Raw genomic sequence first — 22,960 nt, 5'->3', positions numbered from 1 at the left:
CGATCAGTCGATCAGATGTATTCCGTCGCCGCGTCCAGCAGCCAGTCCGCCAGATAGCCGGCGAAGGACGAGCGGACCAGTACCCAGAATCCGGCCCTGGGTTCGTCCCGGGCGACCAGCACGACCTGCGTGCGGCCCAGCGTCGTCTGGGCGCAGCGTCCGGCGCCGAAGGCGCGCGGATGCAGGTCCAGCGCGCAGCCGTGGGCCAGCAGGTCGCGGGCGCGGGGGCCCCCGACAAGGAGCGTGGTGCGCTGGGCGGAGACGTCGGTGGCGGAGACGGGCTCGTCGCCCGCGGCCTCCCGGATCCGACTCTCCAGGTCCCGCCGGCTGCCGGGCGGGCCCACCAGGAGCCATTCGTCCGGGCCCAGCCACAGCGCGGTCAGTTCCCCGGCGCGTACGACGGTGTTGGGTTCGAGGGGCAGTTGGAGGCCCAGCGCGAGCCCGACGGCGGCCGCCGCCGCTCCCTTGGCATCGAGGCGCACGTTGATCTGGGCCAGGAAGGGGAGTTCGGCCAGCCGGATCGCACCCCCGGACGTGCGCGTCGCGGCGGCCAGGCGGTTGGCGGCGTGCGACAGGGGGCTGCGGAGCGGGGCGGTCAGGGCGGTGTCAGCCATCGCGGCGGGCTCCCTCGGGGTCGTAGAGGACGGGGCTTGCGACGGTCACCGGGACCATCCGGTCGCCCACGGGGGCGTACAGCCGCTCGCCGATACGGTCCCGGCCGCTCTTGATCAGGGCGAGCGCGAAGGTCCGGCCGAGGGCGGCGCTGCGGTAGCTGGAGGTGACGTGACCGAGCATCGGCACGGGTGGCGCGGGCAGCACGCCGTCGGCGACCAGGTGGGTGCCCTCGGGAAGGAAGTCCTCCGGGTGCTCGGGGAGCAGGCCCACAAGGTGCTTGCGGTCGGGGCGAGCGGTGTCGCCGCGGGCGTGAGAGCGCTTGCCGATGAAGTCGGGCTTCTTCTTCGACACCACCCAGCTCATGCCGAGGTCCTGAGGGGTGACGGTGCCGTCGGTGTCCTGCCCGATGATCGGGTAGCCCTTTTCCGCGCGCAGGACGTGCATGGTCTCCGTGCCGTACGGGGTGATGCCGTACGGCGCGCCGGCCTCGTACAGCGCCTCCCACAGGGCGAGGGCCTCCCACGGTGACACGTTGATCTCATAGGCCAGTTCGCCGGAGAAGCTGATCCGGCACACGCGCGCGTCGATGCCGGCGACGGTCGTCTCCCGCCAGGCCATGAACGGGAAGTCGTCGTTGGCCACCGCCAGTTGAGGGGCGAGCGAGCCGAGGACTTCGCGCGAGCGGGGGCCGACCAGGGCGACGGTGGCCCACTGCTCGGTCACGGACGTGCAGTGGACCTTCAGCTCGGGCCACTCGGTCTGCAGCCACTCCTCCATCCAGTCCAGTACGGCCGCGGCGTTGCCGGTCGTCGTGGTGACCAGGAAGCGGTCCTGGGCGAGGCGGATGACCGTCCCGTCGTCGAAAACCATGCCGTCCGGGCGGCACATGACGCCGTAGCGGATCATGCCGACCTTCAGGGTGCTCATCATGTTGGTGTAGAGCCGGTCGAGGAAGAGCGCGGCGTCCGGGCCCTGGACGTCGATCTTGCCGAGAGTGGAGGCGTCCATGAAGGCGACGCTGTCGCGGGCGGCACCGCACTCGCGGAGGACGGCGGCCTCCATGTCCTCGCCGCTTTGCGGGTAGTACCAAGGGCGCTTCCACTGGCCGACGTTCTCGAACAGGGCGCCGTGCGCGACATGCCACTCGTGCAGGGCGGTCGTCCGGACCGGGTCGTGCAGCGCGCCCCGGTCGCGGCCCGCGAGCGTGGCGAAGGAGACCGGTGTGTACGGCGGCCGGAAGGTCGTCGTGCCGAGTGCCGAGATGTCCACACCGAGGAGCTCGGCGACGACGCCACTGGCCAGGATCCCGGAGGTCTTTGCCTGGTCGTTGGCGGTGCCGGCCGTGGTGTAGCGCTTGGTGTGCTCGACCGAGCGCAGACCGGCACCGGTCGCGCGGGCCAGGTCGTCCACGGTGACGTCCCTTTGGAGGTCGACGAAACGGGGGCCGTCCGAGACACCCGGAACGACGTACACGTGCATGGGCGGCGTCTGCCGGGGCTGGGCGGCCGCCTCCGGGTGGCGGGATGCCTCGGCGGTGTAGCCCTCGGCCTCGACGGCGCGGGCGCCGGCCGCCGCGCCCTGGGCGAGGACCGTGGCCAGGTCGAGGACGCCGCTCGCGCTGCCCGCGACCTCGACCGCCTGGCGGCAGGTGTCGGGGACGAAAGAGCCCAACTCGGCGTCGTAGCGCAGCGTGCCGCCCGCCTGGCTGAAGAGGTGCGCCACCGGGTTCCAGCCACCGGAGACCAGCAACAGGTCGGCGGCGAACTCCCGTCGGCCCGTGGACTCTCCGTACGGCGCGACGGTCACGGCGGTGAGGCGGGCCTCGCCCTCCGTGCCGATGACGGCATGACCGGTCAGCACCTCGATGCCGGCCGAGCGGGCGCGCTCCGCCCACTCCCCCGCCTCGGAGCGGGTGTCGACGATCGCCGTGATCTGCACACCCGCGGTGTGGAGGTCCAGCGCTGCCGCGTAGGCGCTGTCGTTGGTGGTGAGGACGACCGCGTGGCGGCCGGGCAGGGCGCCGTGGCGGTTGACGTGGGTGCGGGCCGAGGCGGCCAGCATCACTCCGGGGCGGTCGTTGTCCGGGAAGGCCAGCGAGCGTTCGTGGGCGCCGGTGGCGAGGACGACGCGGCGGGCCCGGATGCGCCAGACGCGTTCGCGGGAGACGTGCTCGGGGGCGTCGGCGCCGAGGTGGTTGGTGCGGCGCTCCACGGCGAGGAGGTGGTTGTCGTCGTAGTAGCCGAAGACGGTGGTGCGGCGCAGCACTCGAACCTCGGGCTCGGCATCGAGTCGTCCGGCGACCTCGGCCACCCAGTCGAGGTGTTCGGCCGTGCCCAGCAGGCTGCCGCCCGGCTCGGGCTGGTCGTCGGCGAGGATGACACGGGCGCCGCTGCGGGCGGCTGCCGCCGCGGCCGCGAGGCCTGCCGGGCCGGCGCCCACGACCAGCAGGTCGCAGTGGGCGTGTACGGCGTCGTAGCGGGCGGGGTCCGGTTCGGTGGCGAGGCGGCCCTGGCCGGGGAGGCTGGTCGCGACCAGGCCGTCGTAGAGCTCGACGGTCGTCGCGGGCAGCATCGGCTCCGGGAAGGGGGCCTCGATCTGGACGACCGCGTTGGGTTCCTCCACGCCGGCCGAGAAGATACCGCGGGGGCGGCCGAGCTTGATGCTGGTGGCGGCCTGGATGACGCCGTTGGCGAGGAGGGCGGAGGCGAGGGTGTCGCCGCGGAAGCCCTGGTATTCGATGCCGTCGAAGGTGAAGGTGAGGGGGGCGTCGCGGTCGATCCGGCCACGGGTGGGGTGGCGGAACGACCGGGTTGCGACCCCGGCTGGGGGCGCTTCCCCCAGACCCCCGTTCGGCCCTGAAGGGGCCTCGTCCTCGAACTCCCCCAGAGGGGGTACCCCCGGACGGGCTGGTGATGCCGGACGTGGCTGAGAGGTCGCCGTACGCCTCAGTTCCTCCAAGGCCGGGCGCTCCTCCCCCGCCCGGTACACCGCCAGGATCTCGTTCGTCGACGTGTCCCGTACCGCGTTGAACCAGCGGCGGCAGCCCGCCGCGTGGCTCCAGCGCTCGGCGAAGGGGCCCTTGGGATTGTCGCGGAAGAACAGGTAGCGGGCCCACTCCTCGTCGCTGAGGGCCGCCGGGTCCTCCGGATACGGCACATGGGCCTGGCCGCCGTAGTGGAACTCGGCCTCGTCGCGGGGCCCGCACCACGGGCACTGGATCAGCAGCATGGTTCGGCTCCCTAGTGGGCCACGGCGGCCGCGCCGTGCTCGTCGACGAGCGCGCCGGTGGTGAATCGGTCGAGCGAGAAGGGGGCGTTGAGGGGGTGGGGGGTGTCGTGGGCGATGGTGTGGGCGTAGACCCAGCCGACGCCCGGGGTGGCCTTGAAGCCGCCGGTGCCCCAGCCGCAGTTGAGGTAGAGGTTGTCGACGGGGGTGAGGCCGATGATCGGCGAGGCGTCGGGGCTGACGTCGACGATGCCGCCCCAGGTGCGCAGCACGTGGGCGCGGGCGAAGACCGGGAAGAGCTCCAGGGCCGCGGACATCTGCTCTTCGATGATGTGGAAGGCGCCGCGCTGGGTGTAGGAGTTGTACGCGTCGATGCCGGCGCCCATGACCAGCTCGCCCTTGTGCGCCTGGCTGACGTACACATGAACCGCGTTGGACATGACGACCGTCGGGTGCACCGGCTCCAGGAGCTCGGAGACCAGGGCCTGCAACGGGTGGCTCTGCAGCGGGAGTTCGATGCCGGCCATGGCCGCGAGGACCGAGGTGTGGCCGGCCGAGCAGAGCGCCACCTTGCCCGCCGCGATCGGGCCCAGCGTGGTCCGGACTCCCACCACCCGGCCGCCGGCCACGTCCACGCCGGTGACCTCGCAGTTCTGGATGATGTCGACACCGGCGGCGTCGGCGGAGCGGGCCAGGCCCCAGGCGACGTGGTCGTGCTTGGCGATGCCGGCGCGGGGCTGGTAGGTGGCGCCCAGGACCGGGTAGCGCACGTCCGGGGAGATGTTGACGATCGGGCAGACGTCCTTGACGCCATCCGCGTCGAGCCACTCGGCGTCCACGCCGTTGAGGCGGTTCGCCTCGACGCGCCGCACGCTGTCGCGGACGTCCTGGAGGCTGTGGGCGAGGTTCAGCACGCCGCGCTGGGAGAAGAGGATCGGGTAGTCGAGTTCGTCCGCCAGGCCCTCCCACAGCTTGAGGGCGTGCTCGTAGATGCCGGCGCTCTCGTCCCACAGGTAGTTGGAGCGGATGATGGTGGTGTTGCGGGCCATGTTGCCGCCCGCCAGCCAGCCCTTCTCCAGGACCGCCACGTTCGTGATGCCGTGGTTCTTCGCCAGGTAGTGGGCGGTGGCGAGGCCGTGACCGCCGCCGCCCACGATGACGACGTCGTACGACCGCTTCGGCTCGGGCGTGCGCCACAGCCAGTCGGGGTGCTCGGGGAGCTCGGCGCCGGGGGTGCGTGGGCTCATCGGGTGTCTCCAGCCAGGGGCGTGTTCAGCGCGTTCATACGGTGTTCGCGTTCCTCTCGGCGGCCTCGACGACGTTGGCGAGCAGCATGGCCCGGGTCATGGGGCCCACGCCGCCGGGCATGGGCGCGCGCCATCCGGCGACCTCGGCGGCCTCCGGGTTCACGTCGCCGACCAGCCCGTTGTCGGTGCGGGTGATCCCGACGTCCAGGACCGCCGCGCCGGGGCGCAGCATGTCCTTGGTGATCAGCCCGGGCGAACCGGCGGCCGCGACGACGATGTCCGCCTCGCGGACATGCCAGGCCAGGCCCTTGGTGCCGGTGTGGCAGAGGGTCACGGTGGCGTTCTCGGAGCGGCGGGTGAGCAGGAGCCCGATCGGCCGTCCGACCGTGATGCCGCGGCCGATCACGCACACCCGCGCTCCGGCGACGGGCACGTCGTAGCGGCGGAGCAGTTCGACGATGCCGCGCGGGGTGCACGGCAGCGGGGCCTCGACGCCGAGGACGAGCCGGCCGAGGTTGACGGGGTGCAGACCGTCGGCGTCCTTGGCGGGGTCCATGCGTTCCAGTACGGCGTTGGCGTCCAGGTGGCGCGGGAGCGGGAGCTGGACGATGTAGCCGGTGCATGCCGGGTCGGCGTTGAGTTCGTCGATGACGTCCTCGACCTGCCGCTGGGTGGCGTCGGCGGGCAGTTCCCGGCGGAGGGAGGCGATGCCCACCTGCGCGCAGTCCCGGTGCTTGCCCGCCACGTAGGCGTGGCTGCCGGGATCGTCACCGACCAGGACGGTGCCGAGCCCGGGCGGGCGGCCGGTGGTCGCGGTCAACTTGGCCACGCGCTCGGTGAGTTCGCGACGGATGTCGGCGGCGGTCGCCTTGCCGTCGAGGAGTTGTGCGGTCACTGGTGGCTCCTCTTCCCCACGGTCAGCCACGGAGGCGGGACATGGTCGGGTCGAACAGGGGCTCCTCGGCGACGACCGCCTCGACACTCTGGTCGAAGTAGCCGATGTGCACGGTGGTGCCAGGGGTGGCGAGCTCGGCGGGGAGCCAGGCGTAGGCGATGCCCTTGCCGATCGTGTAGCCGTAGGCGGCGCTGGTGACGTAGCCGACCACGCAGTCGCCGTCGTACACCGGTTCCTTGCCCATGACGACCGCCCGCGGGTCGTCGATGGTGAGGCAGGTCAGCTTCCGCCGTACGTCGGCCTTACGGCGTTCCAGCGCCGCCTTGCCGATGAAGTCGCCCTTGTCGAGCTTGACGGCGAAGCCTACGCCGGCCTCGTAGGGGTCGTGCTCGTAGGTCATGTCGGTGCCGAAGGAGCGGTACCCCTTCTCCAGGCGGAGGCTGTTGAAGGCGCCGCGGCCGGCGATGATGCCGCCCAGCGGCTCGGCCGCCCGCCACAGCGTGTCCCACAGCTTCAGTCCCTGGTCGGCGGTGGTGTAGAGCTCCCAGCCGAGTTCGCCGACGTACGACAGCCGCATCGCCGTCACCGGGACGCTGCCGACGTAGGCGTGCTTGGCGCGGAAGTACTTCAGGCCGTCGTTGGAGAAGTCCTCGTCGGTCAAGGGCTGCAGGACCTCGCGGGCGAGCGGTCCCCACAGGCCGATACAGCAGGTGCCGGGGGTGATGTCGCGGACCTGGACCGTGCCGTCGGCGGGGAGGTGGCGCGTGAACCAGTCGAGGTCCAGGTTGCCGTTGGCGCCGACCTGGAAGAGGTCGCGGGCGAGGCGAGCAACGGTGATGTCGCTGCGGATGCCGCCGTCGTGGTCGAGGAGCAGGGTGTACGTCACCGAGCCGACGGACTTGGCGACCTTGCCGGTGCACAGGCCCTCCAGGAAGGCGGCGGCACCAGGGCCGCTGACCTCCAGGCGCTTGAGGGCCGTCATGTCGTACATCGCGACGGTCTCGCGGGTGGCCTGTGCCTCGGCGCCGACGATGGGCGACCAGTACCGCGCGGCCCAGTCGTTGGGGGTGGGGATGGAACGGCCCTCGACCAGGTGCGCGTTGGCCTCGTACCACTGCGGGCGCTCCCAGCCGTTCGCCTCCAGGAAGAAGGCGCCCAGCTCCTGCTGGCGGGCGTGGAACGGGCTGGTGCGGATCGGGCGCGGGTGCCCCGACGGCTGCAGCGGGTGCAGGATGTCGTAGACCTCGACGAAGTTCTGGCAGTCGCGGGCCAGGACGTACTCGGGGGAGAGTTGGTGCGGCTCGAAGCGGTTGACGTCGCACTCGTGCAGGTCGAAGGAGGAGCAGTAGCCGTCGACCAGCCATTCGGCCATGGCCCGGCCCACGCCCGCGGAGTGGGTGACCCAGACCGCCTCGGCGACCCAGAAGCCCTTGACGTCGGGGGACTCGCCGAGGAGCGGATTGCCGTCGGTGGTGAAGGAGAACAGGCCGTTGATGCCCTCCTCGACCTTCGCCTCCTTCGTCGCGGGGAGCAGGGACTGGGTCTCGCTCCAGGCGTCCTCGAAGTCCTCCTCGGTGAACTTCAGGACCGAGGGCATCTCCTCGGCCTCGTCCACGGAGAGGATGTCGTCGGCCGAGACGGGCATCGGGCGGTGGCCGTAGTAGCCGATGCCGATGCCGTCGAAGCGGTCGCGGTAGTAGAGGTCGGCGTCCTGGTGGCGCAGGATCGGGCGCACCGCCTCCTCGGTCTGGCCGGCGAGGGCCGGTACCGGGCCGGTCCAGGCGAGTTGGTGGGCGAGCGGGGTGAGCGGGAGATTCATGCCGACCATGCGGGCGATCCTCGGGCCCCAGATGCCGGCGCAGCACACGACGATGTCGGCGGGGATCTCGCCCTGGTCGGTGAGGACGCCGGTGACGCGGTCCTCGCTCCGCTGGACGTCGAGGACCTCGTGGCGGGCAAGGAAGCGTACGCCGCGTTCGGTGGCCCGGCGGATCTGCGCCTCGACGGCGAGGACGGCCTTGGCGAGACCGTCCGTCGGGATGAGGAGGCCGCCGAGGACCTTGTCCCGGTTCACCAGCGGGTGCTGCTCGACGCACTCCTCGGGCGTCAGCAGCCGCGCCTCGATGCCCCAGGCACTGATCCAGCCGTGGCGGCGGTGCAGTTCCGCGAGGCGTTCGGGGGTGGTCGCCACTTCGAGGCCGCCGACCTGCAGGAAACAGGGCTTTCCGTCGACGTCGAGGGAGCAGAATTTCTCGACGGTGTAGCGGGCCAGTTCGGTCATGGTCTTCGAGGGGTTCGTCTGGAAGACCAGGCCCGGGGCGTGTGAGGTGGAGCCCCCGGTGGCGGGGAGCGGGCCCTGGTCGACCACGGTCACTTCGGTCCAGCCTCGCGCGGAGATCTCGTCCGCGAGCGCCGCACCGACGACACCCGCTCCGATGATGACCACTCGGGGTCCCGCCATCGCCGCACCTCCGGGTTGAGAAACAGTCCAGCCGATTCTTCGGTTGCTGTCTGCGCAACATGCTTCAGGTTGCGCAACTCAATGTGCCTGGCGCGGGGAGGGGTGTCAAGAGGGTCCGGGACGTCGGAAAACGGGCCGGAAACGCAGGTGGGAACACAGACCGGAACACGGAAATGCCCGGTGGGCGGAGCGCACGGGTGCGCTCCGCCCACCGGGCACGTTCGACCGGTTTCCGGCTTCGGTTTTCCGGCCCTACCCGAGCCAGGCGTCCACCTTGGCGCGGTTGGCCTCGACCCACTTCTTCGCCGCCGCCTCGGGCGCCATCTTGTCCACCGCGATGTACTTGGCCACGGTGTTCTGGTCGTCGTTCGTCCAGTTGAAGTTCTTCACCAGGTCATAGGCCGGGCTGCCCGACTCGGCGAACTTCTTGCTGACGATCTTGTCGAGCTTGTACACGGGGTAGTCGCACGCGACCTTCTCCGCGTCGGCGTCGCAGCCCTCCTTGTACTCGGGCAGCTTGACCTTGACCAGCGGCACCTCGGACATGAACCACTGCGGCTCGTAGAAGTAGCCGATCATCCATTCCTTGTCCTTCTCCGCCTTGCGGAAGGCCTGGATGAGCGCGGTCTCACTGCCCGCGTACACAACCTTGAAGTCCAGCTTGAGGTTCTTCACCAAGGCCTCGTCGTTGGTGACGAACGACGGGTCCCCGTCGAGGAGCTGCCCTTTGCCGCCCGACTCGGAGGTCTCGAACTCGGCCGCGTACTTGTCGAGGTTCTCCCAGTCGGTGATGTCCGGGTGCTCCTTGGCCAGCCACGGCGGCACATACCAGCCGATCAGACCTTCGTTGCCGGTCGGGCCGGCGTCGACGGCGGTCTTCTGGTCGGTGATGTACTTCTTCTTCAGGTCGTCGTGACCCCAGTTCTCGACGACGGCGTCGACCTCGCCCGTCCCGAAGCCCTGCCAGGCGATCTCTTCCTTGAGGTCCTTCTGGACCACCTTGCAGCCGAGGTCGTTCTCCGCGACGTAGGCGAGGACCGCCGCGTTGGCCTCGTAACCCACCCACGGGTTGACCGCGAGGTTGAAGGTGCCGCACGTGCCGGAGCTGCCCGAGCCGCCGGCCTCCGAGGAGCTGTCACCGATCTTCGCACCGCCGCAGGCGGTGAGGGTCAGCCCGAGGACAGCCACGCCCGCGATGCCGGCCGCGCCGACTCTCCACTGTCTTGCTTGCCTTGCCATGGTCAGTTGCTCCTTACGCGCTGGTACGCCGCGCCGCTGCCTGAGTGATCCGGTCGAACATGACTCCGAGAAGGACGATGGCCAGCCCCGCGGCGAGCCCCTTCCCGTACAGCTGTCCCTGCGAGAAACCGGCCACGACGTCGTAGCCGAGGGCGCCCGCGCCTACCAGGCCGCCCACAACAACCATCGACAGCACATAGATCAGGCCCTGGTTGGTGGCGAGAGTCAGGGCACTGCGTGCCATCGGCAGTTGGACCTTGGTGATGATCTGCCAGGTGTTGCACCCGGCCGAGGTGGCCGCCTCCACGGTGGTCTCGGGGACGTTCCGCACCCCGTCCGCGATGATCTTGATCGCGACGGGTGCCGCGTAGACCACGGCGGCGACGATCGCGGTGAAGCGTGTGGCACCGAACAGCGCGAGGAACGGCACCAGATAGACGAATGGCGGCATGACCTGAGCCGCGTCGAGCGTGGGCCGCAGTACCCGGTCGACCCGCGGGCTGCGCCCCATCCACACCCCGAAGCCGATGCCGAGCACCATCACCAGCACGGTGGCGACGACGGTCGACCCCAGGGTGGTCATGCTGTCCGACCACACGCCCGTGCCGACGAGCAGGCCCACACAGATCGCCGCGGTGAGCCCGGCACGCGGGCCGCCGAGCACTACGCCGAGCCCGATCAGAGCCGCGCCGACCAGCCACCACGGGGAGTCGGTGAGCAGGGACTGGAACGGGTTGAGCAGGCCGTTGGTGAGGGCGTCGCGGAAGGCGTTGGTGAGGCCCGACAGGTTGTCCTGCGCCCAGGTGGTCGCAGTGTCGGCGGCGCGCGCGATGGAGGTGCCGATGCCGCCCTCGCCGGGGAACTCCGCCGCCCACACGTAGGTGTGCGACAGGTAGACCAGCACCGCGCTGACCACGGCTCCTGCCCCCAGCAGCGGCCGCCGCCAGCTGAGGAAGCGGCTGCCGGAGCGCCGGGCCGACTCCTCGCGTGCGCTGGCCGCGGTCGTGACCCGGTCGAGGACGATGGCCATGACGACGATGGCGAGCCCCGCGTTGAAGGCCGTGCCGACGTCGAGCGACTGCAGGGCCTGGATGACGGTCTTGCCAAGGCCGGGCGCGTCGATCAGGGCCGCGATGGTCACCATGGCCAGGGCGGCCATGATGGTCTGGTTGACGCCCATCACCACGGTCCGCCTGGACATGGGCAGCAGCACCTTCAGTAGCGCCTGCCGAGGTGTCGCGCCGAGCGAGTCGGCCGCCTCGACGGCCGTCTCCGGTACGGAGCGGATGGCGTGCGCGGTGATGCGGATGGCCGGCGGTGCCGCGTAGATCAGGGTGGCGATGGTGGCGGAGGCCGGGCCGATGAGGAAGAAGAGGGTCAGCGGGGCCAGGTAGACGAAGGTCGGCATCGTCTGCATGAAGTCCAGGAAGGGCGTGACGACCCGGTTGAACCGGTCGGACAGCCCCGCCCACACGCCCAGCGGGATCGCGAACAGCAGTGCCACGAAGACCGCGACGAGGATGAGCGCCAGGGTGTCCATGCTCTCCTGCCACAGACCCTGGAGCCCGAGGAAGGTGAAGCCGGCCACGGCCAGCAGCGCCACCCGCCAGTTGCCGACGGCCCAGGAGACATAACCGGCGATGCCGACGACGCCGAGCCAGCCGATCTGCGGAACCGGGCGGCCCTCGGGCGGCTGGGAGATCAGCCCCTGGATGAAGGTCACCAGGTTGTCGATCACCAGGCGGATCTCGTTGAAGAAGTAGAGGAAGAGGGGGTTGGAGTTGCGGTTGGCGCCGATCGAGTCGTTGACATCGTTGAACCAGCGGTGCAGATCGGTGAGTTCCGCCGCCGCCAGGGCCAGGGTGTGCTTGCCGCGCAGCAGGGCGAACAGCACCAGCCAGCCGACCAGGATCGCGGCGATCACCACGCGCCGGCTGACTCTGCGCGCGGCCACGACGGGCGCGGCGGGTTCGGCGGCCTCCGTCTTCTCCGGCTTCTCCATGACGGCGGTCATCGCAGGTCGCCTTCCTGCCCGGCGACCACCGCGAGGATCTCCTCGTCGCCGACGATGCCGAGCAGCTTGCCGTTCTCGACGACCTTGACCGGCTTCTCGGCCGCCAGCACGGCCCGGGTGGCCTCCTTCACCACGACGTCCGGACCCATCTCGGGGCCGTCCAGGGCGTCGCCGTCCTCCGGGGACCGCATGATCCACCGCAGGGTGAGCACGTCGCCGCGCGGCACGTCCTTCACGAACTCGCGGACGTAGTCGTCGGCGGGGGCGCCGACCAGTTCGTCGCCGGTGCCGCACTGGACCGTCTGGCCGTCGCGCATGATGAGGATGCGGTCGCCCAGCTTGAGCGCCTCGGAGAGGTCGTGGGTGATGAACACCATGGTCTTGCCGACCTCGTGGTGCAGGCGGATGACCTCGTTCTGCATGTCACGGCGGATCAGCGGGTCGAGCGCCGAAAAGGGCTCGTCGAAGAAGAGGACGTCCGGATCGCCGGCCAGCGCCCGGGCGAGGCCGACGCGCTGCTGCATACCGCCGGAGAGCTGGTCGGGGTAGGAGTTCTCGTAGCCGGCGAGGCCGACCAGCTCGACGACCTCCATCGCCCGCTTGGTGCGTTCGGCCTTGCCCATGCCGCGGATCTCCAGCCCGAACGCCACGTTGTCGACGACGCGGCGGTGGGGCAGCAGACCGAAGTGCTGGAAGACCATGGAGAACTTGCGGCGCCGCAGGTCGCGCAGGCGCCCCGCGTCCGCCTCGCGGATGTCCTCGCCCTCGAAGACGATCTCACCGGCGGTCGGTTCGATCAGCCGGGTCAGACATCGCACCAGGGTGGACTTGCCGGAGCCGGACAGGCCCATGACGACGAAGACCTCCCCCGGCGCGACCTCGAAGTTCACATCGCGTACGGCGGCGGTGCACCCGGTGCGGTCCATGAGCTCGCGGCGGGTGAGCCCGCACAGCTCCTCGGACTCCGGCACCCGTTCGGCCTTCGGCCCGAACACCTTCCACAGCTTGCGCACGGATATCACCGGCGTGCCGTCCGAGTCCTGGGGCGTGCCGCGTCGCTGCGGCACCTCGGTCTGTGTGGGGGTCACGATCGACCTCTTTTCGGCGTTCAGCCGCGGAACCAGTGCTGCGGCCGGGGTTGGATGTTCTGCCAGATGTGCTTGGGCTCTCGGTACTCGTCCAGGCCGGTCGGTCCCAGCTCCCGGCCCACGCCCGAGTGCCCGAAGCCACCCCATTCCGCTTGCGGCACATAGGGGTGGTAGTCGTTGATCCACACCGTGCCGTGGCGCAGCCGCCGGGCGACCCGCTGGGCCTTGCCCGCGTCCTGCGTCCACACCGCTCCGGCGAGTCCGTACTCGGTGTCGTTGGCGATGCGGACGGCGTCGTCCTCGTCGGTGAAGCGCTCCACGGTCAGCACGGGCCCGAAGGACTCCTCGTGCACCACGCGCATGTCCTGCCGGCACTCGTCGAGGACGGTCGGCGGGTAGTAGTAGCCGTTCGCCAGGGCGGGGTCGGCGGGCCGTGCGCCGCCGCAGCGCAGTACGGCCCCCTCGGCGAGGCCCGCGGCGACGTACGCCTCGACCTTCTCCAGGTGGTCGGCCGAGATCAGCGCTCCGGTCTCGGCCTCGGGCTCGAAGGGACCACCGAGGCGGATCTGCCGGGCGCGCCGGACGACCTCGTCGACGAAGGCGTCGTGCAGGCAGTCCTCGACGATCAGCCGGGCGCCGGCCGAGCAGACCTGCCCGGAGTGCAGAAAGACGGCCGTGAGGGCGAAGTCCACGGCCGTGGCGAAGTCGGCGTCGGCGAAGACGACGTTGGGGTTCTTGCCGCCGAGTTCCAGCGCGATCTTCTTCACGGTCGCGGCGGCGGTGGCCATGATGCGCTTGCCGGTCTCCAGACCCCCGGTGAAGGAGACCATGTCGACGGCCGGATGCTCGCAGAGCGGGGCGCCCGCCTCCGGCCCGCTACCCAGGACGAGATTGGCGGCGCCGGCCGGGAGCCCGGCCTCCTCCAGTGCCCTCATCAGCAGGATCGAGGTGGAGGGAGTGAGCTCGCTGGGCTTGAGGACGATGGTGTTGCCCGCGAGGAGTGCGGGGGCGACCTTCCACGAGGCCTGTAGCAGTGGGTAGTTCCACGGTGTGATCAACCCGCATACGCCGACGGGCTCGTACACCACGCGGCTCACGGCGTCGGCGCGGCCGGTGTCAATCACCCGGCCTGCGTCGGTGCCGCCGAGCCCGCCGTAGTGGCGGAAGCAGGAGACGACGTCGGCGATGTCGTACTCGCTCTCCACCAGCCGCTTGCCGGTGTCCAGCGATTCGGCGCGGGCGAACTCCTTGGCGTCGCGTTCGATGAGGTCGGCGGTGCGCAGCAGCAGCGCGCCGCGCTCCCGCTCGGGGGTGCCCGGCCAGGACCCCTCGTCGAAGGCACGGCGGGCCGCGGCGATCGCCGCCTCGGTATCGGGGCGGGTCCCTTCCGACACGGTGGCGGTGAGGGTGCCGTCAGCGGGACAGCGGATCTCCCGGCGGCCTCCGGCCACCGGTTCACGCCAGGTCCCGTCCACATACAGGTCTGCCACGCGCCCAGCCCTTCAACCGAGAATGCGTTGCGCATCGTGCATTCGATTGCTTGTGGTGGAACACCCTGGCGAATGGGCAGACATGCGTCAAGAGGTTGGCGGATGACGATTCACCCAGGGCCGGCCGGCCCTTTCCGCTCCACCGAGGAGCCCCTCGACTCCCCACACCAGCGGTTTGTATACGACCTCCGGCGCACCGCCGTGAGTTCGAGGACCACGGGATGAAGACCCTGGCTGCTGGCGGGAACCGACGCACTCGCGCACCAGGGCGCGGTGGAGCGCGGACGGTAACCGCTCGAAGACGCCGGAGTCCTCGCCGACGAGCCGGAAGAACGGGGACCGCACGGCGCCAGAGCGACCGGGTCGACCAGGTCGGTTCGGGTCAGTTCCAGTCGGTGTCGGACAGCATCCTTCTCCTCGCTCAGCCGCCCAGCCGGTCCAGCAGCGCGCGGCGCCACCGTTCCGTCTCGGCGATCTGGTTGAACGTGAACAGGTGCAGGCCGACCACCCCCGCCGAGGGCACCGTGAGGGCCGCCTCCGCGCGGGCCAGCAGCCTCTCGGGGGCATACCCTCCGGGTGCCGCGAAGCGCATGAACCACGAGGCGTGCTTCGTGAGGAAGCGCGTCGACTCCCCCACGCCGATCTTCGTGGCCATCGCCAGCAGCTTCGCCCGCTGCACGGGCCCCGCGACACCCACATGGACCGGCAGGGTGACGTCCCGGCGCCGTATCCGGGTGATCCACTCCCCCAGCAGGCGCCAGTCGAAGCACAGATTGCTCACGATGTACGTGGCGTGCTCGCGCTTGTCCCACATCGCCTGGACGGTGATGTCGTCATGGATGAGCGGATGGCTCTCGGGATAGCCGGTGATCCCGACGTGTGTGAAGGGCCGGCCCAGCTCGCTCAGCCCGCGCAGCACCGGAAGCGCGCCCGCGTACACCCCGGCGGGCGGGTCCGCGTCGCCCGCCGGCACGAAGACGTCGTCCACGCCCACCTCGCGGAGCCGGTCGACGACTTCCTTCAGGTGCCCGTCGTCCCGGAGCAGGCGCGCCGGGACGTGCGGGACGACGCGGTAGCCATGTGCCGCGAGCCGCGTGGCGAGGCCGAGGGTCGGTTCCAGGCCCTTGACCGGCGACGCCGTCACCGTGACGACGACATCGCGCGGTACATGGGCGAGGACCTTGTCCTCGGTCGCCTTCGCGGGCAGCACCTCATAGCGGACAGTGCGCAGCAGCGCCCGGAGCCCGGTGGTGGCCAACGCCTACCCCGCCTGCTGCTGGGCGTCGCGGTGGCGGTAGTACGCGGCCTTCGACGGCGGCGGCGGTTCCTTGCCGAGGATCAGGTCGGCGGCCTTCTCGGCGATCATCATCACCGGTGCGTAGATATTGCCGTTGGTGACGTACGGCATGACGGAGGCGTCCACCACACGCAGGCCCTCCAGGCCGTGCACGCGCATGCTGGTGGGGTCGACGACGGACATCTCGTCGGTGCCCATCTTGCAGGTGCAGGACGGGTGCAGGGCGGTCTCGCCCTCCTTCGCGACCCAGGCGAGAATCTCCTCGTCCGTCTCCACCGACGGGCCGGGCGAGATCTCCCCGTCGTTGTAGGGAGCGAGCGCGGGCTGGTCGAGGATCTTGCGGGCCACACGGATCGCCTCGACCCATTCGCGGCGGTCCTGCTCGGTGGAGAGGTAGTTGAAGCGCAGCGCCGGGTGCTCGCGCGGGTCCTTGCTCTTGATCTTCACCGAGCCGATGGCGTCGGAGTACATGGGGCCCACGTGCACCTGGTAGCCGTGACCTCCGGACGGCGAGGAGCCGTCGTAGCGGACCGCGACCGGCAGGAAGTGGAACATCAGGTTGGGGTAGTCCACGTCGTCGTTACTGCGCGCGAAGCCGCCGGCCTCGAAGTGGTTGGTGGCGGCCGGGCCCTTGCGGAAGAGCCACTGCAGTCCGATGAAGGGGGCGCGCCACTTCGCCAGGTACGGCTGCATGGAGACCGGCTGCTTGCAGGCGTACTGGACGTAGACCTCCAGATGGTCCTGCATGTTCTCGCCGACGCCCGGCAGGTCGTGGACGACGTCGATACCGAGGGCGCTCAGCTCCTCGGCGTTTCCGACGCCGGACAGCTGCAGCAGCTGCGGGGAGTTGATCGCGCCGCCGCACAGAATGACTTCCTTGGCGCGGACCTGCTGGAGAGCGCCCCGGCCGCGCTGGTACTCGACGCCGACGGCGCGCTTGCCCTCGAAGAGGACGCGGGTGACGAGGGCGCGGGTCCTGACCGTGAGGTTCGGCCGCTTCATCGCGGGCTTGAGGTACGCCTTCGAGGCCGACAGGCGGCGTCCGCGGTGGACGTTGCGGTCGAACTTGGCGAAGCCTTCCTGCCGGTAGCCGTTGACGTCGTCGGTGGGTGCGTAGCCCGCCTCCTGGGTGGCCGCGAGGAAGGCTGTGAAGAGCGGGTTGCCGGCCGGGCCGCGTTCGAGGACGAGAGGTCCGTCGTGGCCGCGGAACTCGTCGTCGGGGTCGGCTGCGAGGCAGTTCTCCATCCGCCTGAAGTACGGCAGGCAGTGCGCGTAGTCCCAGGTCTCCATGCCGGCGTCGGCCGCCCAGCGTTCGTAGTCCAGGGGGTTGCCGCGCTGGAAGATCATGCCATTGATGCTGCTGGAGCCACCCAGCACCTTGCCCCGGGCGTGATAGATACGCCGACCGCCCATGTGGGGCTCGGGCTCGGACTCGTACTTCCAGTCGTAGAACCGGCTGCCGATCGGATAGGTCAGCGCCGCGGGCATGTGGATGAAGACGTCCCACGGGTAGTCGGACCGGCCGGCCTCCAGCACCAGCACCCGGTTCGCCGGGTCCGCGGAGAGCCTGTTCGCCAGTGCGCTGCCGGCCGAACCGCCGCCGACGATGACGAAGTCGTAGTGGAGGGGAGCCATGATGCCTCGTCTCGCTCGCGCCGTACATACGCGAGCATGCTAGCCACAGTCGCGCTATACGCACCAGGTTGCGAACCGCGCAACTTACCAGGCCATGTTTCGCCATCGTTACTTGCAGTAGCGTTGTTTACTGTGGGTATAGTTGCGTTGTGAGCAACTACAACCTTGAAACCGAAACCTCAAATTCACAGGCCGGCGGAGTGCAGTCGGTCGACCGCGCCATCAGCGTCCTGGAGATCCTGGCCCAGCGCGGCGAGGCGGGCGTCAGCGAGGTGGCGGGCGAGATTGATGTTCACAAGTCCACCGCGTTCCGCCTGCTCGGCGCCCTGGAGTCGCGCGGCCTGGTGGAGCAGGCGGGCGAGCGCGGCAAGTACCGCCTCGGCTTCGGCATCGTACGCCTGGCCGGCGCGGTGACGGGGCGCATCGACATCACCCAGCAGAGCCGCCCGGTCTGCGAGGAACTGGCCACGGAGATCGGCGAGACCGTCAACATCGCCGTGCTGCAGGAGCACTACGCGGTCAACCTCTACCAGGTGCGTGGCCCGGGGGCCGTCACCGCGCAGAACTGGGTCGGCCAGCTGACCCCGTTGCACGCCACGTCGAGCGGCAAGGTCCTGCTGGCCCACCTGCCCGCCAAGGAACGCGCCGCACTGCTGGCCCAGACCGGCCTGAAGAAGGTCACCCCGCACACCATCACCGCGAAGACAAAGCTCGAGAAGAACCTCGCCGAGGTCCGGGAGCGCGGCTACGCCTGGGCCATGGAGGAGCTGGAGGTCGGTCTCCACGCCCTGGCCGCCCCGATTCGCAATCGGGACGGAGATGTCGTCGCGGCGGTGAGCGCCTCCGGCCCCTCGTACCGGCTCTCCGAGGAGCGCCTGCACGAGATCGCTCCGGTGCTGATCAAGGGCGCGGACGAGATCAGCCACCGGATGGGTTACCTGGGCTGAGCGCCCGCCTCTCCTACTGCTGGTGCGTGCCCAGACGCTGGTGCACCCAGTCATGGAAGGCGCCGATGTGGTGCTCGCTGGGGACGAGGACGCCGCCCTTGGCGTACATCCGGGAGCTCATCCCGGGCTGGGTGCGCTCGCAGGCGTCGAAGTCCTGCTGGTTGACCCGGTGGAAGAGCTCCACCGACCGGCTGACGTCCTTGCCGCTGTCGACGACATGCGGGAGGTAGAGCCAGTCGCACTCGACGATCGTGCGATCCACGGCCATCGGATACATCCGGTGGAAGATCACGTGATCGGGAACCAGGTTGATGAATACCTGGGGCCTGACGGTGATCGCGTAATAGCGGCGGTCCTGGTCCTCGGAGACCCCCGGGATGCGGTCCAGCCCCTCGCTGCCGTCCACGGTGAAGCCCCGGATCTCCTCACCGAACTCGGCCCCGTGCCCGACGTAGTACTGCGCCGCGAAGCCGTCGGCGAACTCGGGCAGCACCTCGGTCAGTTCGGGGTGGATCGTGGCGCAGTGGTAGCACTCCATGAAGTTCTCGATGATGAGCTTCCAGTTCGCCTTCACGTCGTAGGTGATCCGCCGGCCCACCGTGAGGTTCTCGATGTCGTAGCTCTCGATCGAGTCCACGTCGCCGAGGCGGGCGACGACCTCGCCCATGACCTCGTCCTCGAAGGAGGGCGGGTTCTCTGCCAGGCAGACCCATACATAACCGAGCCATTCGCGGGTGGCCACCTTCACCAAGCCGTACTCGACGCGCCCGACATCGGGCATCTTGGTGAGGTTGGGCGCCGCGACCAGTTTGCCGGTCAGGTCGTAGGTCCAGGCGTGGTACGGGCACTGGAAGGCCCGCTTGACCTCGCCGCTCTTCTCCGTGCAGATCCGCGCGCCGCGGTGCCGGCATACGTTGAAGTACGCACGGATGCTGTTGTCCCTTGCACGGGTGACGAGGATGCCTTCGCGGCCCACGTCGACGGTCCGGAAGGCGCCGGGCCCCGCCAGGTCGGAGGAGCGCGCGACACAGAACCACATGGACTCGAATATGCGCTCCTGCTCCTGCGCGAAGATCCCGGCATCGGTGTAGAAGGAGCCGGGGAGAGTGGCGATCAGACTGTCCGGCAGGCTGGTCGAGGTCACGGTGCACTCCTCGGGAACGTCGTGGATCGGTCATTCACGCGCCGGGAAGAGCGACTCCGGACGGCGTTGTGTATGGAGCAACGCTGCGTGCTATGTGAGACCGCAGCATGGGATGCCTCAGAGGCGGTGTCAAGACGCGGGGCGGGCGAGTTGCTTGCGCCAGCGGGTGAACAGCCGCGGCTGGTTCATCCCGAGCGCGGCGACCGGCTCGCCGGCACGCCGGTAGACGGCGAGGACGTTGCGGTCCTCCGCGGAGCCTTCCTCGATCGTCACGCTGTCGGCTCCGGCCGCGTGGCCGACGAACTGGATCTTCACGCCGTACTGGTCCGACCAGAAGTACGGCGGCCGGGGCACGCCCGGTTCCACCGCGCCGCCCGCCAGCAGCGTGGCGACGGCGGCGGCGGGGCGCTCCAGCGCACCGGTCCAGTGTTCGACGCGGCGATGGGCACCCGCGCGGGGGTCGTACCAGTTGGCGCAGTCGCCGACCGCGACGACGCCGGCCAGGCTGGTGCGGCCGTCCGCACCGCACTTGACGCCGTTGTCGAGCTCGACGCCGGATCCCTCCAGCCACTCGACGCACGGTCGTGCGCCAACGCCGACCACGACGATGTCGGCCGGGATGCTGCGACCGTCCTGGAGCAGGACGGCGTCCACCTGGCGCTCACCACTCAGCCCCTTGACGCCCACGCCGCACAACAGCCGTACGCCGTGGTCCGCGTGCAGAGCGGTGACGACGGCGCCCATGGTCTCGCCGAGCGGTCCGGCGAGCGGCGTCGGGGCCGCCTCGACCACCGTCACGTCGAGCCCGAGGGCGTACGCGGTGGAGGCGACCTCGGCACCGACGAATCCGCCGCCGATCACGACCAGCCGTCCGCCGCGGGTCAGCTCGTCCCGTAGCGTGCGGGCGTCGTCCAGGGTGCGCAGGACGTGCACTCCGGCCAGCCCCTCGGAGCCGGGCAGCGTACGCGCGGCGGCGCCGGTCGCGATGACGATGCCGTCGGCGCGGACATTCCGGCCGTCGGCGAGCCGAACAGCGCGGTCGGTGCGGTCGAGTCCGGTGGCGCGGGTGCCGAGCAGCCACTCCGCCCGCAGGTCCTCGTCGTCCGTCTCCAGCGCGAGGTCCGCCTCGCCGATGGTGCCGGCCAGGAACTCCTTGGACAGCGGGGGCCGGTCGTACGGGCGGTGGAGTTCGTCTCCGATGACGACCAGCCGCCCGTCGTAGCCCTGCTTCCGCAGTGAGCGCGCCGCCGACAGACCGGCCAGCGAGGCACCCACCACGGCCACCGTCTTCACGTGGCACTGCCGGCGAGGCGGGCCGCGATGCACGGCGGCAGGTTGGGGGCGGCCGTGGACAGCCGGACGTAGATCATGCCGTCCTCGACGAGGACCTCGTGGGTCCGCACGGGGAGCTTGGCCGGTGGGGCGTCGACAGCACCGGTCTTCAGATCGAACTTGGAGGCATGCAGGGGGCATTCCACCTCGCAGCCCTCCAGCCAGCCGTCGGCGAGCGAGGCGTCCTGGTGGGTGCAGGTGTCGTCAATGGCGAAGAGCTCGCCGTCGTCGGTGTGGAACACCGAGACCGGCGGGTCGATGTCGAGCCGGATGGCCTCTCCTCGCGGGAGATCCGCGAGACGGCACGCGGGAATCATCATGACACCTCGGTGCGTATAGCGAAACGGATTGCGGTGAGCGCAACATCAGTCTGGAGTCGCCCCGAAACCTTGTCAAGGCGTTCCGAGGACCGGTTGAGCCGTCGATTTTGGTTGCCCATCACACAACTCAAATCTCCATATGAAACAAACCGGGAGAGGGCGCGACGCCGAGAACCAGCCTCTCCGACATGGTCGAAGAGGGACGGTCCAGCGTCGGGCCCCCTCCCGGGGTGGGTAGTTGCGCTGTTCGACGGGCGGCGGTCAGAACCCTCGGTCGATCCACTCCTGAAGGTACGGGGCCTCGGCGGCGATCGTGGTCGTCTCCCCGTGGCCGGTGTGTACGACGGTGTCGCCCGGCAGGATCAGCAGTCGGTCCCGGATGGAGTCGATGATGGTCGGGAAGTGGCTGTACGACCGTCCCGTCGCCCCCGGCCCGCCCGCGAAGAGCGTGTCGCCGCTGAAGAGGGCCGTGAGGGCCGGCGCGTACAGGCACACCGCGCCGGGGGCATGGCCGGGGGTGTGCAGCACGGTCAGCTCGACACCGGCCACCGTGAGGACCTGCCCGTCGGCCAGGTCGCCGTCGGGCGTCCGGTCGGGGTGGGTCTGTTTCCACAGCGGCAGATCGTCGCCGTGGAGCAGGATCGGGGCGCCGGTGCGCGCCGCGAGGTCGGGCGCGGCGTCGATGTGGTCGTTGTGCGCGTGGGTGCACACGATGGCGCGCAGGGTGCGGCCGCCGAGGGCCTCGGCGATCGCCTCGGCGTCGTGCGCGGCGTCGATGACGATCGCCTCGGTGTCGTCGCCGATGATCCACACGTTGTTGTCGACGTCCCAGGTGCCGCCGTCCAGCGAGAACGTCCCCGAGGTGACGAGATGTTCGATGCGGGGGCCGGTCGTCACAGGACCACCACCGAGCGCAGGACGTCGCCACGGTGCATCCGCTCGAAGGCCTTCTCGACGTCGTCCAGCGCGATGGTCTCCGTGACGAAGGTGTCCAGGTCCAGGCGGCCCTGCAGATAGAGGTCGATGAGCATCGGGAAGTCCCGGCTGGGCAGGCAGTCGCCGTACCAGGAGGACTTCAGCGAGCCGCCCCGGCCGAAGAGGTCCAGCAGCGGCAGTTCCAGCTTCATCTCCGGGGTCGGCACGCCGACGAGGACGACCGTGCCGGCCAGGTCTCGGGCGTAGAAGGCCTGTTGGTACGTCTCCGGGCGGCCGACCGCCTCGACGACCACGTCGGCGCCGAATCCGCCGGTCAGCTCGCGGATCGCCTCGACCGGGTCGGTGTTCCTGGAGTTGACGGTGTGGGTCGCGCCCAGCTTCTTGGCGGTGTCCAGCTTGGCGTCGTCGATGTCCACCGCGATGATCTTCGCCGCACCCGCCAGGTTCGACCCGACGACCGCTGCGGCCCCGACGCCGCCGCAACCGATGACGGCCACACTGTCACCACGTCCGACATTGCCGGTGTTGATGGCCGCGCCGATGCCCGCCATGACGCCACACCCCAGCAGACCGGCGGCGGCAGCCGACGCGGCCGGGTCGACCTTCGTGCACTGCCCCGCCGCCACCAGCGTCTTCTCCGCGAACGCGCCGATGCCCAGCGCCGGTGACAGTTCCGTGCCGTCGGTCAGGGTCATCTTCTGCTTCGCGTTGTGGGTGCTGAAGCAGTACCACGGCCGTCCGCGCTGACAGGCCCGGCACTGCCCGCACACCGCACGCCAGTTGAGGACGACGAAGTCACCGGGTGCGACGTCGGTGACCCCTTCTCCGACCGCCTCCACCACGCCCGCGGCCTCGTGCCCCAGGAGGAAGGGGAAGTCGTCGTTGATGCCGCCCTCGCGATAGTGCAGATCGGTGTGGCAGACCCCGCAGGCCTGGATCTTCACCAGCGCCTCTCCCGGGCCCGGGTCGGGCACGACGATCGTTTCCAGGCTGACGGGGGCGCCCTTGCCCCGCGCGACGACAGCACGGACCTGGTGAGTCATGGCCACTCCTCGGCTGTTACGAGATCTGAGTC

General features: G+C 70.1%; 17 protein-coding genes and 1 pseudogene. 1 reads left to right on the top strand and 17 read right to left on the bottom strand.

Features of this window, described 5'->3' with window-relative positions; genetic code table 11:
• Positions 1–11: 11 nt before the first annotated feature.
• From HJD23_RS42420 to betA, 12 genes and pseudogenes are all read right to left on the bottom strand, one after another.
• On the bottom strand, positions 12–614 hold the full coding sequence (locus tag HJD23_RS42420; protein WP_171116343.1) for a sarcosine oxidase subunit gamma family protein: 603 nt from the start codon (positions 612–614) through the stop codon (positions 12–14).
• Positions 607–3,843: a sarcosine oxidase subunit delta family protein gene (locus tag HJD23_RS42415; RefSeq protein ID WP_171116344.1), complete on the bottom strand. Its 3,237-nt coding sequence runs from the start codon at positions 3,841–3,843 to the stop codon at positions 607–609. Before HJD23_RS42415 ends, HJD23_RS42420 begins: the two co-directional genes overlap by 8 nt.
• A gap of 11 nt (positions 3,844–3,854) precedes the next feature.
• On the bottom strand, positions 3,855–5,087 hold the full coding sequence (locus tag HJD23_RS42410) for a sarcosine oxidase subunit beta family protein (protein ID WP_171116346.1): 1,233 nt from the start codon (positions 5,085–5,087) through the stop codon (positions 3,855–3,857).
• A 34-nt stretch (positions 5,088–5,121) separates the two neighbouring features.
• A complete protein-coding gene (locus tag HJD23_RS42405) occupies positions 5,122–5,982 on the bottom strand; it encodes a bifunctional methylenetetrahydrofolate dehydrogenase/methenyltetrahydrofolate cyclohydrolase (protein WP_171116348.1) in 861 nt (286 codons plus the stop codon).
• Between the two features lie 22 nt (positions 5,983–6,004).
• Positions 6,005–8,443 (bottom strand): FAD-dependent oxidoreductase, encoded by a 2,439-nt coding sequence (locus HJD23_RS42400; protein ID WP_171116350.1) that lies wholly within the window; start codon positions 8,441–8,443, stop codon positions 6,005–6,007.
• Between the two features lie 252 nt (positions 8,444–8,695).
• Complete coding sequence (locus HJD23_RS42395; RefSeq protein WP_171116352.1) at positions 8,696–9,682, bottom strand: ABC transporter substrate-binding protein; 987 nt, start codon at positions 9,680–9,682, stop codon at positions 8,696–8,698.
• 13 nt (positions 9,683–9,695) lie between these two features.
• Positions 9,696–11,696 carry an ABC transporter permease subunit gene (locus tag HJD23_RS42390; RefSeq protein ID WP_171116354.1) on the bottom strand — a complete coding sequence of 667 codons (2,001 nt, stop codon included), beginning with the start codon at positions 11,694–11,696 and terminating at the stop codon, positions 9,696–9,698.
• Complete coding sequence (locus HJD23_RS42385; protein WP_171116356.1) at positions 11,693–12,784, bottom strand: glycine betaine/L-proline ABC transporter ATP-binding protein; 1,092 nt, start codon at positions 12,782–12,784, stop codon at positions 11,693–11,695. Before HJD23_RS42385 ends, HJD23_RS42390 begins: the two co-directional genes overlap by 4 nt.
• A gap of 20 nt (positions 12,785–12,804) precedes the next feature.
• Positions 12,805–14,274, bottom strand: coding sequence for an aldehyde dehydrogenase family protein (locus HJD23_RS42380; protein ID WP_171116359.1), 1,470 nt, complete (start codon positions 14,272–14,274; stop codon positions 12,805–12,807).
• 206 nt (positions 14,275–14,480) lie between these two features.
• Positions 14,481–14,645: pseudogene (locus HJD23_RS44580) on the bottom strand (alpha/beta hydrolase); the annotation flags it as partial.
• A 50-nt stretch (positions 14,646–14,695) separates the two neighbouring features.
• Complete coding sequence (locus tag HJD23_RS42375) at positions 14,696–15,532, bottom strand: 5,10-methylenetetrahydrofolate reductase (RefSeq protein ID WP_171116361.1); 837 nt, start codon at positions 15,530–15,532, stop codon at positions 14,696–14,698.
• Positions 15,533–15,535: 3 nt separating this feature from the next.
• Positions 15,536–17,206, bottom strand: coding sequence for a choline dehydrogenase (gene betA, locus HJD23_RS42370; RefSeq protein WP_171116363.1), 1,671 nt, complete (start codon positions 17,204–17,206; stop codon positions 15,536–15,538).
• Between the two features lie 200 nt (positions 17,207–17,406).
• Between betA and HJD23_RS42365 the strand changes: the two genes are divergently transcribed.
• A complete protein-coding gene (locus HJD23_RS42365; protein ID WP_171118993.1) occupies positions 17,407–18,153 on the top strand; it encodes an IclR family transcriptional regulator in 747 nt (248 codons plus the stop codon).
• A 13-nt stretch (positions 18,154–18,166) separates the two neighbouring features.
• Here the strand turns inward: HJD23_RS42365 and HJD23_RS42360 are convergent, their stop codons facing one another.
• The 5 genes from HJD23_RS42360 to HJD23_RS42340 form a co-directional block, all read right to left on the bottom strand.
• Positions 18,167–19,297 (bottom strand): aromatic ring-hydroxylating dioxygenase subunit alpha, encoded by a 1,131-nt coding sequence (locus HJD23_RS42360; RefSeq protein ID WP_171134133.1) that lies wholly within the window; start codon positions 19,295–19,297, stop codon positions 18,167–18,169.
• Between the two features lie 129 nt (positions 19,298–19,426).
• Complete coding sequence (locus HJD23_RS42355) at positions 19,427–20,590, bottom strand: FAD-dependent oxidoreductase (RefSeq protein WP_171110455.1); 1,164 nt, start codon at positions 20,588–20,590, stop codon at positions 19,427–19,429.
• Positions 20,587–20,949 carry a bifunctional 3-phenylpropionate/cinnamic acid dioxygenase ferredoxin subunit gene (locus tag HJD23_RS42350; RefSeq protein WP_171110454.1) on the bottom strand — a complete coding sequence of 121 codons (363 nt, stop codon included), beginning with the start codon at positions 20,947–20,949 and terminating at the stop codon, positions 20,587–20,589. The genes HJD23_RS42355 and HJD23_RS42350 overlap by 4 nt, the downstream gene beginning before the upstream one ends.
• Positions 20,950–21,210: 261 nt before the next feature.
• Entirely contained in the window at positions 21,211–21,846 is a 636-nt protein-coding gene (locus tag HJD23_RS42345; RefSeq protein WP_171110453.1) for an MBL fold metallo-hydrolase, read from the bottom strand.
• A complete protein-coding gene (locus HJD23_RS42340; RefSeq protein ID WP_171110452.1) occupies positions 21,843–22,928 on the bottom strand; it encodes an S-(hydroxymethyl)mycothiol dehydrogenase in 1,086 nt (361 codons plus the stop codon). Before HJD23_RS42340 ends, HJD23_RS42345 begins: the two co-directional genes overlap by 4 nt.
• Between the last annotated feature and the right edge of the window lie 32 nt (positions 22,929–22,960).

Origin of the sequence: Streptomyces sp. Z423-1, from assembly GCF_013009255.1 — a bacterium.
GTDB lineage: Bacteria > Actinomycetota > Actinomycetes > Streptomycetales > Streptomycetaceae > Streptomyces > Streptomyces gossypiisoli.
Note: the sequence above shows the minus strand (reverse complement) of the source record. Positions and strands in the feature narration are given on the sequence as shown.